Annotated in this window: 24 protein-coding genes; 22 read left to right on the forward strand and 2 right to left on the reverse strand. The window is 46.7% G+C overall.

All coding sequences use genetic code 11. The features are described from left to right. Window positions 1-4 precede the first annotated feature (4 nt). From JCM19039_RS18145 to JCM19039_RS28200, 3 genes are read left to right on the forward strand one after another with little or no spacing between them, the layout of a single operon-like run. On the forward strand, window positions 5-739 hold the full coding sequence (locus JCM19039_RS18145; RefSeq protein WP_042429856.1) for an SDR family NAD(P)-dependent oxidoreductase: 735 nt from the start codon (window positions 5-7) through the stop codon (window positions 737-739). An 11-nt stretch (window positions 740-750) separates the two neighbouring features. After that, a complete protein-coding gene (locus tag JCM19039_RS18150) occupies window positions 751-1,401 on the forward strand; it encodes an SDR family NAD(P)-dependent oxidoreductase (protein WP_052398930.1) in 651 nt (216 codons plus the stop codon). Continuing rightward, window positions 1,398-1,484, forward strand: a complete 87-nt coding sequence (locus JCM19039_RS28200; RefSeq protein ID WP_081834607.1) for a hypothetical protein — start codon at window positions 1,398-1,400, stop codon at window positions 1,482-1,484. The genes JCM19039_RS18150 and JCM19039_RS28200 overlap by 4 nt, the downstream gene beginning before the upstream one ends. A 27-nt stretch (window positions 1,485-1,511) precedes the next feature. Here JCM19039_RS28200 and JCM19039_RS18155 read toward each other — a convergent pair whose 3' ends face one another. Next, window positions 1,512-2,234: a bifunctional 2-polyprenyl-6-hydroxyphenol methylase/3-demethylubiquinol 3-O-methyltransferase UbiG gene (locus JCM19039_RS18155; protein WP_042429858.1), complete on the reverse strand. Its 723-nt coding sequence runs from the start codon at window positions 2,232-2,234 to the stop codon at window positions 1,512-1,514. Between the two features lie 133 nt (window positions 2,235-2,367). Between JCM19039_RS18155 and JCM19039_RS18160 the strand changes: the two genes are divergently transcribed. The 12 genes from JCM19039_RS18160 to JCM19039_RS18210 all read left to right on the forward strand — a co-directional run bounded on the left by JCM19039_RS18160 (window position 2,368) and on the right by JCM19039_RS18210 (window position 8,116). Further along, on the forward strand, window positions 2,368-2,793 hold the full coding sequence (locus JCM19039_RS18160) for an HAD-IIIA family hydrolase (protein ID WP_238545135.1): 426 nt from the start codon (window positions 2,368-2,370) through the stop codon (window positions 2,791-2,793). A gap of 255 nt (window positions 2,794-3,048) precedes the next feature. After that, a complete protein-coding gene (locus JCM19039_RS18165; RefSeq protein WP_042429860.1) occupies window positions 3,049-3,594 on the forward strand; it encodes a hypothetical protein in 546 nt (181 codons plus the stop codon). A gap of 37 nt (window positions 3,595-3,631) precedes the next feature. Then, window positions 3,632-4,468, forward strand: coding sequence for a bifunctional 2-polyprenyl-6-hydroxyphenol methylase/3-demethylubiquinol 3-O-methyltransferase UbiG (locus JCM19039_RS18170; protein ID WP_042429863.1), 837 nt, complete (start codon window positions 3,632-3,634; stop codon window positions 4,466-4,468). 116 nt (window positions 4,469-4,584) lie between these two features. Further along, a complete protein-coding gene (locus JCM19039_RS18175; protein WP_042429867.1) occupies window positions 4,585-4,953 on the forward strand; it encodes a hypothetical protein in 369 nt (122 codons plus the stop codon). Next, window positions 4,943-5,197 carry a hypothetical protein gene (locus JCM19039_RS18180; protein ID WP_042429870.1) on the forward strand — a complete coding sequence of 85 codons (255 nt, stop codon included), beginning with the start codon at window positions 4,943-4,945 and terminating at the stop codon, window positions 5,195-5,197. Before JCM19039_RS18175 ends, JCM19039_RS18180 begins: the two co-directional genes overlap by 11 nt. Before the next feature lie 67 nt (window positions 5,198-5,264). Further along, window positions 5,265-5,660 (forward strand): DUF4430 domain-containing protein, encoded by a 396-nt coding sequence (locus JCM19039_RS18185; protein WP_042429873.1) that lies wholly within the window; start codon window positions 5,265-5,267, stop codon window positions 5,658-5,660. 115 nt (window positions 5,661-5,775) lie between these two features. Continuing rightward, on the forward strand, window positions 5,776-5,958 hold the full coding sequence (locus tag JCM19039_RS18190) for a hypothetical protein (RefSeq protein WP_042429876.1): 183 nt from the start codon (window positions 5,776-5,778) through the stop codon (window positions 5,956-5,958). A 133-nt stretch (window positions 5,959-6,091) separates the two neighbouring features. Continuing rightward, a complete protein-coding gene (locus JCM19039_RS28205; protein WP_373976039.1) occupies window positions 6,092-6,424 on the forward strand; it encodes a DUF664 domain-containing protein in 333 nt (110 codons plus the stop codon). After that, on the forward strand, window positions 6,412-6,612 hold the full coding sequence (locus JCM19039_RS28210) for a hypothetical protein (RefSeq protein WP_373976041.1): 201 nt from the start codon (window positions 6,412-6,414) through the stop codon (window positions 6,610-6,612). Before JCM19039_RS28205 ends, JCM19039_RS28210 begins: the two co-directional genes overlap by 13 nt. A gap of 15 nt (window positions 6,613-6,627) precedes the next feature. Continuing rightward, window positions 6,628-7,569: an alpha/beta fold hydrolase gene (locus tag JCM19039_RS18200; protein WP_193744288.1), complete on the forward strand. Its 942-nt coding sequence runs from the start codon at window positions 6,628-6,630 to the stop codon at window positions 7,567-7,569. Between the two features lie 121 nt (window positions 7,570-7,690). Further along, a complete protein-coding gene (locus JCM19039_RS18205; protein ID WP_042429882.1) occupies window positions 7,691-7,900 on the forward strand; it encodes a hypothetical protein in 210 nt (69 codons plus the stop codon). 15 nt (window positions 7,901-7,915) lie between these two features. Further along, window positions 7,916-8,116, forward strand: a complete 201-nt coding sequence (locus tag JCM19039_RS18210; protein ID WP_042429884.1) for a hypothetical protein — start codon at window positions 7,916-7,918, stop codon at window positions 8,114-8,116. A gap of 626 nt (window positions 8,117-8,742) precedes the next feature. Here JCM19039_RS18210 and JCM19039_RS18215 read toward each other — a convergent pair. After that, complete coding sequence (locus JCM19039_RS18215) at window positions 8,743-9,567, reverse strand: hypothetical protein (RefSeq protein WP_052398931.1); 825 nt, start codon at window positions 9,565-9,567, stop codon at window positions 8,743-8,745. A 263-nt stretch (window positions 9,568-9,830) separates the two neighbouring features. Between JCM19039_RS18215 and JCM19039_RS18220 the strand changes: the two genes are divergently transcribed. The 7 genes from JCM19039_RS18220 (at window position 9,831) to JCM19039_RS18235 (ending at window position 13,623) form a co-directional block, all read left to right on the forward strand. Beyond that, on the forward strand, window positions 9,831-10,337 hold the full coding sequence (locus tag JCM19039_RS18220) for an RNA polymerase sigma factor (RefSeq protein ID WP_238544486.1): 507 nt from the start codon (window positions 9,831-9,833) through the stop codon (window positions 10,335-10,337). A 51-nt stretch (window positions 10,338-10,388) separates the two neighbouring features. Continuing rightward, a complete protein-coding gene (locus tag JCM19039_RS18225) occupies window positions 10,389-11,123 on the forward strand; it encodes an anti-sigma factor (protein WP_042397180.1) in 735 nt (244 codons plus the stop codon). A 190-nt stretch (window positions 11,124-11,313) separates the two neighbouring features. Then, entirely contained in the window at window positions 11,314-11,562 is a 249-nt protein-coding gene (locus tag JCM19039_RS23980; protein ID WP_152550270.1) for a hypothetical protein, read from the forward strand. Continuing rightward, window positions 11,559-11,837, forward strand: coding sequence for a hypothetical protein (locus JCM19039_RS23985; protein ID WP_152550271.1), 279 nt, complete (start codon window positions 11,559-11,561; stop codon window positions 11,835-11,837). Before JCM19039_RS23980 ends, JCM19039_RS23985 begins: the two co-directional genes overlap by 4 nt. Before the next feature lie 23 nt (window positions 11,838-11,860). Then, window positions 11,861-12,658, forward strand: a complete 798-nt coding sequence (locus JCM19039_RS23990) for a hypothetical protein (protein ID WP_152550272.1) — start codon at window positions 11,861-11,863, stop codon at window positions 12,656-12,658. A 22-nt stretch (window positions 12,659-12,680) separates the two neighbouring features. Continuing rightward, a complete protein-coding gene (locus tag JCM19039_RS24595) occupies window positions 12,681-12,854 on the forward strand; it encodes a hypothetical protein (protein WP_193744289.1) in 174 nt (57 codons plus the stop codon). 85 nt (window positions 12,855-12,939) lie between these two features. Beyond that, on the forward strand, window positions 12,940-13,623 hold the full coding sequence (locus tag JCM19039_RS18235; protein WP_255343703.1) for a class F sortase: 684 nt from the start codon (window positions 12,940-12,942) through the stop codon (window positions 13,621-13,623). The last annotated feature ends 905 nt before the right edge of the window (window positions 13,624-14,528 follow it).

Consider the following 14,528-nt stretch of genomic DNA (forward strand, 5'->3'; position numbering starts at 1 on the left):
CAACATGAGCGAAGTAGCATTTATTACCGGAGCAGGACGAGGCATTGGTCGGGAGATTGCCAAGACACTCGCAAACAAAGGCATGAAGATCGTCGTGACCGATATTTCCATCGACTCAGCAAAAGAAACCGCCGAGCTGTTAAACACTGAAGCTTTACCCCTTGCATGCGACGTCACTTCATTAGAAGATGTAGGAGAAGCTGTAAAGAAGGCAGCGGATCACTTTGGCAAGATTTCCATTCTTGTGAACAATGCCGGATGGGATAAAATTGAGCCGTTTCTAAAAAGCGAACCGGACACTTGGCAGAAAGTCATCTCCATCAATTTAATGGGCCAAATTCATACGTGTAAAGCCGTATTGCCAGTCATGATTGACCAAGGGCACGGCAAAGTCGTGAACTTGGCGTCAGATTCGGCGCGCGTCGGTTCAAGCGGGGAGGCGGTGTATTCCGCAGCAAAAGGGGGCGTCGTGTCCTTTACAAAAACGCTCGCTCGTGAAATGGCGCGTCATAAGATCAATGTGAACTGCATTGCGCCTGGACCGAGTAACCCCCCCCTTCTTGCTGAGATTAGTGAGTACAATGACGGGATTGTCAAAGCATTAGAAAAAGCGATCCCATTCCGCAGGTTGGCAGAAGCTGAAGACATTGCCAATGCTGTTGCCTTCTTTGCATCCCAAGAAGCCGGTTATGTGACCGGACAAACGTTGTCTGTTAATGGCGGGTTAACGATGGCTTAGGAGGGATTTATATGGACGTACGGTTGGATGGCAACACCGTCCTCGTCACCGGTGCAGCAAAAGGAATTGGAAAAGCGATTGCACTTGAGGCGGCCGGAGCGGGGGCGAACATTGCCCTGCATTATCATCATTCCAAAGGGGAAGCCAAGCGTACCGCAGAGGAAATCCGCGAGATTGGTGTGGACGTACAGATGGTGAGTGGAGATGTCGGGGATTATGCGGATGTCGATGTGATGTATGAAACAACTGGACCGGTCGATGCGATCGTCAATAATGCTGGCTGGACACAGTTAAAGCCATTTTTCTCTTATGAACGTGGAGAGTGGCAAAAAGAGATCGACATTTGCTTACAAGCGGTCATGAACTTGGCGCACCGTTTCGTGCCTGACATGATGGAGCGGGGCAGCGGGAAGTTCATTAATCTGATTGGAGACTCCGCCCGTACGGGGGATCGCTACTTGAGCGTGTCTGGGGCTGCGCGGAGCGGGGCAACGAGCTTTGTGAAATCGCTCGCGCAAGAAGCCGGTCGCAGCGGCGTGCAATGCAATACCGTATCTCTTGGAATGATCAACCAAGGTGAGCTTGATGAGTCACTAAAAACGAAACTCGTCAAACACTATCCCCTCGGTACCTCGGGGATCGTACTGATGTTGCCAACATGACGACGTTTCTGTTGTCTGAACAGACGAACTGGGTGACCGGACAAGTGATCGCGGTAAACGGAGGCTACACGATGATTGGATAAAAGAGAAATCCACGTTGGACCTCTCTTTTATTGTTTCGTCGCCCGCACAATGAGCATCATCGGCCGGCGCATCTCGTCTTCCATCTCTAACGAAGCAGGGGGCATCGGCTCGACGAGGCGATCTAATCGAAACCCATTCGTAAGCAGTGCGTCTACGTACGTCGTGAGTGTCCGGTGATACTTCGTCACCGTTTCGCCGAGGAAAGTGGTATCTCGTTCTCCCTCATAGAAGTAGCGGTCAACGGGAAAATGTTGAATGTTCCCTTTATCATCGGTGTGCCACTGTTGACTTCCCTCTGCAGTGAAAACAGGGTGTTCAACGGAAAACACGAATTGTCCTCCAGTTGCGAGCATGCGATGTACGTTTTTCGCAACACGATCAAACGATTCAACATAATGAAAGGCGAGAGAACTCATTACAGCATCAAAACTCTCGTCGTCGAATCGAACGTCTTCGATTGCAGTCTGTACATACGACACATTGTCCATCCCCGCCGTTTTTTCTTTGGCGACCCCGATCATTTTCTCTGACACATCGATGCCAACGACTTGTTTCGCTCCTTGTTCTAACGCGTATACACAGTGCCAACCGTAGCCACAACCTAAATCAAGCACACGGTTATGCTGAAAGTCAGGTAACAATTGTTGCAGCGTTGACCACTCTCCGGCGCCTGAGAGTCCATACTTCGAGCGGTCCATCTGTTCGTATTTCTCAAAAAAAGCTTGTTGGTCGTAAGGGTTACGTTTCATACAATCAGCCTCTTTCATACGACTAGTATACTATAGATGTTGGAGGTGTTTCGAATGAGGGTTGCTTTTTTGATCGCGACGGAACGATCATTGAAGATGTTCCTGATGAGGAATGGGGGCGGTGGAATCGCCAGTGTGGATTCGAGGTGCGATGGATACGCTTGAGGCTGTGCGCGGGAAAGGGTATGAGGTCATCATCGTCACGAATCAATACATCATTAACGAAGGGTACATTACTGCCGAGCAATACGAGCATATGAATCGTCAAGTGCTGGCAACGCTCAGAGAGCGTGGCATTCGTATTTTGGACGTGTTTCATTGTCCTCACGCCCGAGACGCGGGGTGTTGTTGCATCAAGCCGAACACGGGAATGGTCGAGCAAGCGATCAAGCGGTATCCGGCGATGGAGCTGGGCGAATCCTTTATGATCGGAGATTCAGATGTCGACGTTCAATTAGCAACGAACGTAGGCATTCGAGGATTCGGCATTGGGGTGCAGTCAGACGACCCAGCGGTCACAACGCTCGAGCGGGTGGCGGATTTATTGGAATATATATAGCGAGTTGATGATGAGTATCCCTTTTTTGGCTGGGAGCCGTAGTCGGAACGGGGAAGCAAGGGTAAGAGGAATTTGTGTCCGGTAGACCATCTATTCCCCCTGTCAACGGACAATATCGCCAAGCCCCCGCCCTTTGACCAAACGTCTTAGTTATCGTCAGACGGATGTTGTATGCAAAAGTCAGTCAGTTCATCGATGTACCTTTGTTTAATGTTTGCGATGCTTTAGATGTATATCTTTAAAGGAGGCAGATCAATGAATTTAGGTCATGCGCTAATCTTCGGAGGGACGGGAATGCTAGCTGGCGCAACGAAATGTGTCGCGGAGCACGCAACACATGCCACCGCATTTGGGAGGAATGAACAACGGTTGCACAGGTTGGAACAGACGAGCGCGGCACTGGGTACTCGGCAACTTGACTACACTGATTCAGAACAGCTGAAACAGGAGGTTCAGAGGGCATACGATACGTTTGGACCGATTCATACGGTAGTCGCTTGGATTCATGGGACAGCGCCAGGGGCTCATTCTCTTATTGTTGAACATATTGACCAGATGCAAGCGGACGTCTGGCAGCTTGTGACGGTTCGTGGCAGTAGCCGTGATGTTCAGCAGATTAAGAAAGAGCAGAACATCATTTCTGAACAATGTCACTTCATTGACATTCAATTAGGCTTTATATATGATGGTCGTGTTTCCAGGTGGCTCACACACGATGAGATTTCTGCAGGGGTCATCCGAGGAATAAAAGATCAACAAGCTGTATCGGTCGTCGGTACGTTAGAACCTTGGAACGATTGACCTTAGACAAGCAATTAGACGAGAGGATATCAACTAGATGGCACAGAAAATATTACGCGGTTTACAACTGCCCGCCCCATTCGAAAAATCAGAGAAGATGTTTTGGCAAGATCCGCACATTGCTCCGTTTTTACTGGAAGCTCAATTGGAGCCAAGCCATGACGGGGCGAGTCGCTCGTTTACGTTTATAGACGAGTCCGTCGAGTTTATTACCGAAAAGATGGTAAATAATGATTCCGCAAAAATCATCGACTATGGCTCAGGGGCGGGTCTTTATTGTGAGCGGCTAGCGAAGAAAGGGTTACGCGTAACGGGCGTCGACTTCTCGTTGAATTCCATCAACTATGCGCGGGAGCAAGCGGCAAAACAACAGTTGCCCATCGAGTATCGGTATGAGAATTACTTAGAGTCCGCCGAGGTCGACCGGTATGACGCAGCGCTTTTAATCTATTGTGATTTAGGAGCTCTTAGCCAACCAGACCGGCAAACGTTGCTCACAAATATTCGCAGAAGTCTAAAGCCGGGCGGTCGCATCTTGTTGGATGTATTTAATGAACAGCAGTATCACGCGTTTGTGGAAACACGTACTTGGGAGGCTCATGAGAACGGAGGATTTTGGTCACCGGAACCGTATGTGGAGCTCGTACAAAATGTGAAATACAGTGCAAGAATTACGCTGGAACAAACAACGGTTATTACGGATGATCATGTGGAGACGTACAACATATGGCACCAATATTTCACTGAAGAACAGTTGGTTCAAGAGCTGGAAGAGGCAGGCTTTTCCGTCGAAAAATGTTATGAAGATGTGAGCGGTCGCCAACGATCACTTAATAGCAAGACCATTGCTGTCATTGCAAGGCGCGAATTTTAGTAGGTGCTTTATAAACTACTTAATGTAAGTGGTCAGAATTATAAGTTTTATTTCATGTTTGTTAGGGAATAGAGAACAGTAGAAACATCAACTTTAGTGATGAAGGAGAGATTAAGGTGAAAGGTTTTCAGCTTCTCCCTATTTTCGCATTTCCCTTTTTGATCGGCAGTGACATGGCGGACGAACCTGCTGTCGGTGGTCACTATATGAGCGATATTCATTGGGGCGTCGAGGCAGAAGAAGTCGCGCTTTCAAGTAACCGCTTTACGTTAGGACCAGAGTTTGTCATGCCGTTCTCGATTGAAGCAACTAACGAAGTGATGGTCGGGCTATACAACCACGATACCGATTCAATCGTTTGGCAATACGGTGAATCCTCCCATATCGATGGCCACCTTGTCACAGAAGAAACAGCGCTGTATAGCGTTGTCATCGGTAATCCGAATGATGAGAAAATTGAGGTGACGGGTGAATATGAAGTATAAACGGTTGTACACATGGGTTCCTCTATCGTTTCTTTTTGCTGTTTGTGCTGTCGGGTGTTCAGACAGCGATGAACAAACCGAGGAAGTGCTAGAATCTCAAACAACACCTGTATCAGAAAGTTTCTCAATTCATGACATTGACGCCAACTTCTCAGAAGGTTATCCAAACGGCAATCCATTGCCTGAGAACCCTTCGACTTTTCCGTTTCTTGATGAAGGGGTAGAACATGATGGGGGGAATTGATCGAGACTATGTGGTTGCTCCGAATGTCTGCTACAATAACAAAGGCAGAATAAAGGAGTGAAGGACTTTGAAGAAATGGTTAGTGTTGGGTCTAGCGGCAACGTTCTTCTTCGGTTGTGCTACCGATGAACAAGAGCAGCAGTCCGGTGAAGATATGGATGTGTCTGAAGAGGAGATGCTCGAAGCGACGATTCTTCTTACAGAAGATGGTGGTGAGGTCATCGAGGAAGAAGAGGTCATGTTTACGGAAGGCGATTCATTAATGGACATTATGGACGAGAATTTCGATCTTGTAACGGACGCTGACGGTGCTTTTATTGAAGGCATTAACGGCTATGATTCAAACGAAACAGACGGTTACTTTTGGACGTACACGATCAATGATGAAGAAGTGTTCGAAGGTGCCGAAGACGTTGAATTAGAAGAAGGCGATGATGTCCATTTCGATTTTGCCGAGTGGTAGGCAAGACTCGGGTCAGTCCATTTCATGGACTGTTCTTTTCATCTGAAAAGTGTGTTTATTTTGAATATATAAAGGTTATAGAGCCGTATACGACAAAAACTAAGTGGGGGGTCTTATGAAAGGAATTATCGTCGGCTCAACGCTCGTATTGGCTAGTGTTGTATTATACGGCTTTGTTTTAAATGCGGCATCGGTTTCAAATACGATTGCGAGTAGTGTATTTGGACGGGAACTCATTTATGATCAACTATGGATTGTGTACTCGGTGGAAGTGATTGTTGCGATTGCGTGTTTGTAATCGGCCTCATCTCTGTCGTGTGGGGCTTGTTTTCCAAACAGGAAAGGTACTAAGTGTGTGAAAAAACCTTTTCATTCAAGTTAGGAAAAAGGTAACATGTATGTAGATAATTTTTAAAATAAAGGGTGATGAGATGTTTAATGCTAAATTTGAATCGCAAGATGGGTATGACAAAGGAATCGGGGAGCTTGTGTATATGCTCCAACATACGCGAATGATGACGGAGTTTGAAGTAGCTGAGCTGACGGATAAACAGTTGGACTATTTGCTCGATCCGACGAGTAATTCAATTGGCATGTTGCTTCAACATATCGCCTCGATTGAGTTTTTGCACCAAGTGATGTCATTTGAAGAGCGGATGATGAACGAAGAGGAAGAGAAAGAGTGGATGGCGGCGATGCAGCTCGGCGAGCGTGGTCGAGAAGAGATTAAAAACGGCACCGTGACGATTATTTGCAAAAATTAAAACAAGTTCGAGAAGAAACCTACAATTTCCTAAAACAACAAGAGGATGAGTGGTTATACAAAGAACGACAGTTTCCAGATGGTACGCCGTACAATAACTATTTCCTATGGTTTCATGTTTTAGAAGATGAGATTAGCCACCGTGGGCAAATCAAATTGATAAAACGACACCTAGAAGCCAATGCCTAAACGATGCGTTTGCGTGTGAGGATAGTCATTTTTGTTAGCATTGGGGTAAGTATTTTCATAAGTATTCTGTTTGTAAGTTTCATCTATCACCAAGTGCAGTTGGTTCGAGAAGAAGCATGGATTCAGCCAATGGGAGAGATGGTGGATCGTCACGGTATCGCCATGCACGTGTACACAGAGGGAGCGGGGGAGCATACGCTCGTATTTATGGCAGGGGGAGGCACAAGTGCGCCAGTGTTTGACTTTTTGCCATTGTATAAAGAGCTTGCCGACCGGCATACGGTTGTCGTTATTGAAAAGGCAGGGTACGGATTTAGTGAAGTGACCGACCAGTCCCGAGACATTGACACGATACTAGCTGAGACGAGAGAAGCGCTGCGACAAGCGGGTGTCGATGGGCCATACGTGTTAGTGCCACATTCTATGTCAGGCATCGAAGCGATCTATTGGACAGAGCAATATCCAGAAGAAGTGACCGCACTGATTGGCTTGGATATGGCGACCCCTGAAGCCTACGAGAACATGGCGATTCCGATGCCCCTTGTCCACGCCGGCAGTGTGGCTGCCAATCTCGGATTAACGAGATGGATACCAAGTCTCGTATCCTACGAAGTGCTGGAATATGGAACGTTTACAGAGCATGAAGAAAAGGTGTACCGAGCGCTCCAACATCGCCGTACATCAACGACGAACATGGTCAATGAAGTGGGATTAATAAAGGAAAATGCACAAGTTGTTGCATCAGGCCAAAACCGGTCTGTCCCTACTCTTCAATTCGTCTCCAACGGCGAGGGGACTGCATGGGACGAGGCGACGTGGCTCGGATTTCAACAGACGTTTCAGCAAAATCAACACGATGCGACACTCGTGCACATCGACGCCGCTCACAATCTTCATTATACGAACTCGAAGCAAATTGCCGAGGAAGTCGATGTGTTTTTGGGTTCTGTCAGATGAGTCACGAATTTCGGGCATAAGGACATGTAGTGCGCAATCAGATAGGGTTTAGTTTTACTAGTCTATTCGTATAATGAATGTTTCGTAAAATTTAAAAAGTGGTACATAAGGAGTAGTAGCGATGCCCGCCTTTTTCGCAACAGTATATTCCGGCTTGATTATTATCATTACAGTCAGAGCGATTGTGATCGTGCTCAACATCGCGAGATCAAGAGGTGAAGTGTCACGTTTCACGTGGCGATTTGCAACAATATGTGCAGGGTGTGCAGGGGTTGCCGTATTCGTACTACTGCCTTTTGTTTATGACCGTTTGTTTGCTTATTTTTCTTAGTTGGAGGTGGATGGGTTGTCTTTTAAAGAACGAATGCGACATGCCCGGTACAAGCGAGTGATGGGGTCCATCTTCGTGTTGCCTATTATCGTCGTGTTATCGTTTCTCGACGTCGTACCATTATCAACAGGGGTCACATGGATGTTGCTGGCAGCATTTGTTGTCGCACTGATCGTATTTTTCACGACATTCAAAGGCACAGCAAAAGAAGGCTGAATAGAAAAAAGAACGAGGACGGTGCGGCAACCGTCCTCGTTTCATTTGTGCACTCAGTTCGCGAGGCTACAGACCGAATATTGGGGTGTAAAGAGAATCTCACCATAGATGATTCTATGGTGAGATTCTCTTTGATTTACGAGGTATATTGTCAAAAATCTTACCATAGAAAAGAGAAATTGTACCATAGATTGACCAATGGTGAGATATTAGCCTAGTACGCAGTCAACTTTCGGAAAATCATCCCATAGCGGATAACAACGCTTAGATCAATACCGTTCGTGTTGTTCATGGCAAATATAAAAGGACGAGGCAGGGCGTTAAAGGAATACACAAACCGCCACAAAAACGGTTATATGTGACGATTGGTCAAGTCAAATTCAACATTCTTAACCTGGATTGCCACATAAGCTTCGCGAACTGTCACTAAAATAAATTTATGAGGCGTTTGCTGCCCTAAAATACCGGGCTTGTGTGTTGGATTGTCACAAAGTATACGTCTTCAATCATGCTCAGCACCGAAGGGGCCGACGGGCAACTCGTACTTGGCATTTACGCTGTAAACTCAATTTGGGTGTATAAAAACGGATGTCCCCCTTTCGGGACATCCGTTTTTGCTCGCTTGGTTATTCATCTTCGTCTTCGATGTCTTCTTCAATGTCTTCGATTTCTGCTTCTAAGTGCTCGTCTTGATCGCGATCTTCGATGTCGACGTCGTCACCGATCACATCTTCGAGTTGGAAGAAGGCTTCATCGTATTCAATGTCTAGTTCGTATTCTACCAATTCAAAGGTGATGCGGAACGGGTTTTCGGCGTGTTCGTTTTCGAGACGGATGACCTCAAATGTATCTTGATCGATCCAGTAGTGTCGAACTTCTTCTTCGTCACTGAATGTTAAATGATACGTCATGTAGTCGTTGATTTCTTCTTCGCCTTCTAAAGCGACTTCGTAATCTTCCATCATCTGATCAAATTGATTTTCGCGGACATTGACGTCTGCGGGGTCACCCTCCATATCTACCTGTTCAACCCGGTAGGCAACGTCTTCCTCTTCGGTATAGGTGAGCGTATATTCACTGTCACCTGCGGTATACTCCGTCGGTTCACCGTCAATCATGCGCTCCATTCGATTGCTAATGGAACCGTCTTCGTGGTGGTAAATGTATTCAATCAGCTCTTCTTCTTGAGCGACGCCGGCTTCCTCTTCAGGTACATCGGCCTCTGTATCACCGTCTACGCCTGTCGTCATAACGGAGTGCGAGTAGATACTCTGGAAATCGTCTTCGGCAGCAATCGCGGCATCAATGATTTCTTCGGCAGTCATTTCCCCTTCGTCATCGGCTTCTGCCACGTCGTCGTCTTCTTCATCCGATTGTTCGGTCGTTTCTTCATCGGTTTCGTTGTCGGCTTCTTCAGTTGTGTCGGCGTCGCCGTTGCACGCGATCAGCACGAGCTTAAGCTAGTAACGCCAAGTAGTGAATAAAACTTCTTCATGGGTCAATCTCCTCTTTCTCTCTATAGCTACAAGTCTCATACCCGGAATTTTGCCATTTGTAACGTTTTTGTGAAAAAGTGATCCGTTTGCGTGTGTGTTGCGTTTAATATGTAGCATCTTTATTTGGCATTTCTCCAACAATCCATGTACAATCAGCAGAGAGTCAATATTCCGATTTTTACTCCCTAAATCGAGATCAGATCGAAAAGGAGATACCGATGCCCAAAAAAGATGTAGATGTGTATGTCAGGCTAAGGCAGGGCGATAAAGATGCTTTGGAATTGATGTATGATCGCTACGGCAAACTTCTTTATTCCTTTAGTTACAAGATGACCGAAGACCAGCAATTCTCAGAAGAAATTGTTCAAGAAGTATTTATAAAGATCTGGACGCAGAAAAGTTCATATGATGAGACGAAAGGTAAATTTTCGAGTTGGCTGTTGACGATTACCCGGAATACGGTAATTGACCATCTTCGTAAAAAGCGGGAAACAGCATCGGAGATTGCCACGAAAGAAATGGCGGAAGATCCTGATCCGAGTGTTGAGGACCAAGTCGAGTGGAATGAGAAGCGAGGCGTTGTCCGAGAAGCGATCGAGCAACTGAAGCCAGAGCAGCAAAACGTTATCGTTTTATTTTATTACCGAGGGTTGTCCCAACAAAAAATCGCCGATCAGTGTGATATCCCGTTAGGAACGGTAAAAGGCGTCTCAGGCTTGCCTTAAAGCATCTGAAAGAATCGATTGAGCAGATTGAACAGAAAGGAGGGGTTACTCATGAGTAAACGTTGTGATCATTTAATCGACTATATGAATGGGCATTTATCAGAAGAAGAGAAACAAGCGTTTGAAGTGCATCTAGAAACGTGTTCAGACTGCCAAGAAGAATTAAATGAACTCAAAGAGCTTACGAGTGATCTAGGATTTCTATCAGAACCTATTGATCCTCCTCCGTCAATGAAAGAGCGCGTGCTATCTGCGGCCTTTGAGGAAAAAGCACCAACGGAACCTGAAAAGGTGTCAGAACCAGTTGAATTCAAACCGAAGAAAAAGAATAGATGGATTATGCCAACGATGGCAGCGGCGTTGATGTTGTCACTCGTAGGGAATGCCTTTCTGTTTACCGAACTGGCTTCGTCTCCAGAAGAAGGGGAAGAAATTCCTTCTGTAAGTATAGACTCTCTCGTGCAACAACTGAGTTTACAGCCATCCGCAGAAGACATTCCGTTTGAAGCGAGAGCGTCTTTTGTTGACAAAGACCAGCACCAACAGTTGATCGTTGAAGCTGATCAACTGAGCCAGCCTGCAGATACAGAAGTGTATCAAGTGTGGCTACTCAAAGATGAAGAGCCGTATCGTGCGGGGACATTTACCCCAGGAGAAGACGGCAGCGGCATGTCCACTTTCGACATTGACCCAGAGATGGGCTTTGACACGATCGCAATTACGATCGAACCCGATGAAACGAGTGAGCAACCTGAAGGCGAAATCGTCTTGCTGCAAGAATTATAAAGTAGCTCCCGGTAGAGTGCGCAACACTCCGCCGGGTTTTTTTGTTTTTAGACGTTGCGAACTACATAAATGAACTTCCCCTTTTAGCTAAAATCTAAAACAACAAAAATCTTTTTTTCCAAAAAGTGATCCATTTGAGCATTCTGTGCGTTAGCTTAACAAACCAAAACATACAGAGGAGTGCTTGATTATGAATTTGAAAAAGGTATTAATTCCAGCATTAAGTGTCTCATTGCTTACACCAACGTTTATGCAGACGGTTCATGCGGAAGAAAATATGTCCGGAGTCATGACACCCGCAGTAGAACTTAGAGGAACATTGGATCATCTCTTATCGGAGCACTTTGCACTCGCAGTTCTATCGATGCAAAAGCAATACGATGGGGATGAAAGTGCCGAGGCAGCACAAGCGCGCTTGAACAAAACGCAGCCGATATGAAACCGGCAATCGCATCACTTTACGGTGATGAGGGCGCAGAAGAGTTTGACCGCATCTTCTCTGCACATAATGATTACACTGCAGACTATGTGCAAGCAGTGAAAGATGAAGACATGGCAGCACAAGAAGAAGCATCGGCGATGCTGGATGCGTTTTATGTAGAGTTCGGTGAATTCCTTGAAGGAGCAACAGAAGGCGAATTACCAAGTGACGCAGCCATTGAAGTGTTAGACGTTCATGAGCAACAAGTGAAGATGCGTTTACTGCCTATGTAGAAGGTGATTACGAAACAGCATACATGACGTACCGTGAAGGCTTGTCGCATATGTTTGATATTAGTGCAGCTCTATCTGGTGCGATTGTCGAGCAAAACCCAGAGATGTTTGATGGAACGGTGCCAAATACTGAAGCGGGCAACTTACGCTCTGATGTAAGCAATCTCGTCGCAGAACACTTTGCACTTGCCACGTTATCCATGTCTAAAGAATTTAAGGAACGCGAAGACTTGGACTTTGTAAGCTGGGCAGAAGATGAGAACACGGCTGACTTAAAAGCAACGATTGCTTCGGTTTATGGTGAAGAAGGCGGCGAGCAGTTTGAGCAAATTTGGCAAGGAAATCACATTCTTGCTCAAAGTGAATATGTCGTAGCAGCGAAAAACAATGATGATGCGGCAAAAGAAGAAGCGGAAAATAAATTGAGCACGTTTGCGGATGAATTTGGGATGTTTTTAGATACAGCCACGGAAGGTATCTTGCCAGCAGCGGAAGCAACTGAGCTTGTGAATGTGCACGAGAGCCAAGTACTCGGTACATTTGATTACTATGCAGCTGGTGACTACACAAGTTCATTCGATACGTTCAGAGAAGGTTATGCATTTACGTTTGATATTGGTGCAGGCCTAGCGGATGCGATTGTTACGCAGCACCCTGATATGTTTGAAGGTGGCGAAATGGTTCCAGAAATGCCACAAACAGGTATGGGTGGCGCCACTGCGAATGGAATCTCCCTTCAGTGGATGGCTTGGATCTTTGCTGGTGCAACGGCAGGTCTAGTTGGTTACTTTGGCGTACGAAGATACCGCACACGAGCATAACGAGATAGGAGAGTGAGAGCCGATGTGGAAAAGGCAAGTTATCTTTTTCATCATCAGTCCATTTGTCCTCATCGGCTGTAGCCTCACTGAGGATGCGGATGTGGGTAGTGTCGTGGAGGAAGAACGAGAGGAACAAGAAGAAGTGAGAGCTCAGGCGGAAGCATGGAGCTCCCGACGAAGATCAAACGATTGCTGAAGAATTCGGTATTGATGAAGCGCGCATCGATCAAGCGTATGAGGATGCGAATCAAGCGCAGGAAACGTACCCGACGGGCCTGACGATTCCTGCGCTCGATATTGATGCGCCAGTCATTGAAGTTGGGCAATTAGAAAACGGGCAGATGGGTGTGCCCGATAACGGAGAAGATGTGGGCTGGTATGAGCCAGGCACACAGCCAGGTGGTGCAGGCAACGCGGTATTGGCCGGTCACGTTGATGACCGTACGGGACCAGCAGTGTTTTTCGACTTGGGGGACTTAGAACCTGGTGACCAAATATTCGTAACGGGAGAAGATGGGGAAGAACTTGAATTCATCGTTGATGAGATGGAGCGCTATCCATTTGATGACTCTCCTGTAGAAGAAATATTTGGACCTTCGGATGAGAAACAGTTAAATCTGATTACATGTACAGGGGTATTCAACCAAGAAAACGGAACACATGAAGAACGACTCGTCGTTTACACATCGCTTGTCGAAGAAGAAGAGGAGGAGCCGGTATTACCTGTTCCTACAGAACTGACGATTCAAGGCGATTTGTTGACATGGCACTCTGTAAGAGATGAAGAGATTATCGGTTACCGAATCTACGAAATCGATGCAAGTGGCGAAGAGACTCACGTAGGAAGCGTATCGCAGCTAGAGAGAAAATCATTTCTTGTTAACGATCAAGATACGGACTATACCGTAAAAGCCGTCGATCACTTTGGAAATGAATCTGACCCAGCTGAAGAAGCGGACGCTTAAGTGTTGGGGTGGATATGACGTGCGGGTGCTGTAAGCACCCGCACGTTTTTTGGTGTGTGTCATGGCCTAAAGCATGGTAAGCGCAAACAGTATGATTCGTGCAGATGTCCCGGGCACGTTTGTGAGCCCCAGACTCGAAGCTCCGCGCGGCGAAGGTTGTTACGGGTAAGCGGGTCTGGGGAGATCAAGAATAGATGTAAAGGAGTAATGGAACGTCCCGCTTGCGCGAATGCTGAGCGGTCTAATTAGAAACGACTACCAATCTATAACCGCGTGAAAACATCAAAAGATTTGTATGATGGCGGCACATGCTGGCAAGACGAACGACTGTTCTGCGCGCAAGTTTGAGCTTTTCACCGATTTTAGCGCCGATTTCGCCAAACTCCTGCGCAGTTTGTTCCAACTTGCACGCAGATTCCAGGCTGAAGTGCCAACGACACGTCGGCCCCGCCGGGGCCGAAACGAAACCGAACTCGGTTCGGCGCGGCTCGCGCCGACAGGATGTGGGTACTTTGGGGCGGGGATGCATAGGTGATCCGGTAATCTGTTCCCAAGTTTGTTCATTCTGTTCCCTAGTTTATGAGAATAGACCGCTTTTCCTGCGATTTGCCCTAACTTGAGCACAGTTTCCACTTTCCCAAGCTTACCATTGGTTCTTAAAGAAATTCTTTCGTTCAACTTATTTAAATCGCCCAGTATCTCGAAAAACCTAATGTTTTGAAGCGATCTAGATCGCGGGTCTCCTAATCATTCCCAAAACCAGAGCAAACCCCGCCTCAACCTCGATTGAAACCTGCTGCAAACATCAACGCATCATGTACATTACCCAAAAACTGGACCGCTTTTCAATACCGCGCGGCTTTGCGCTATAATGATACTGTCCAACGGGCGCACATCTTGACCAG

This window comes from Geomicrobium sp. JCM 19039 (genome assembly GCF_000698145.1).
GTDB lineage: Bacteria > Bacillota > Bacilli > Bacillales > Marinococcaceae > Geomicrobium_A.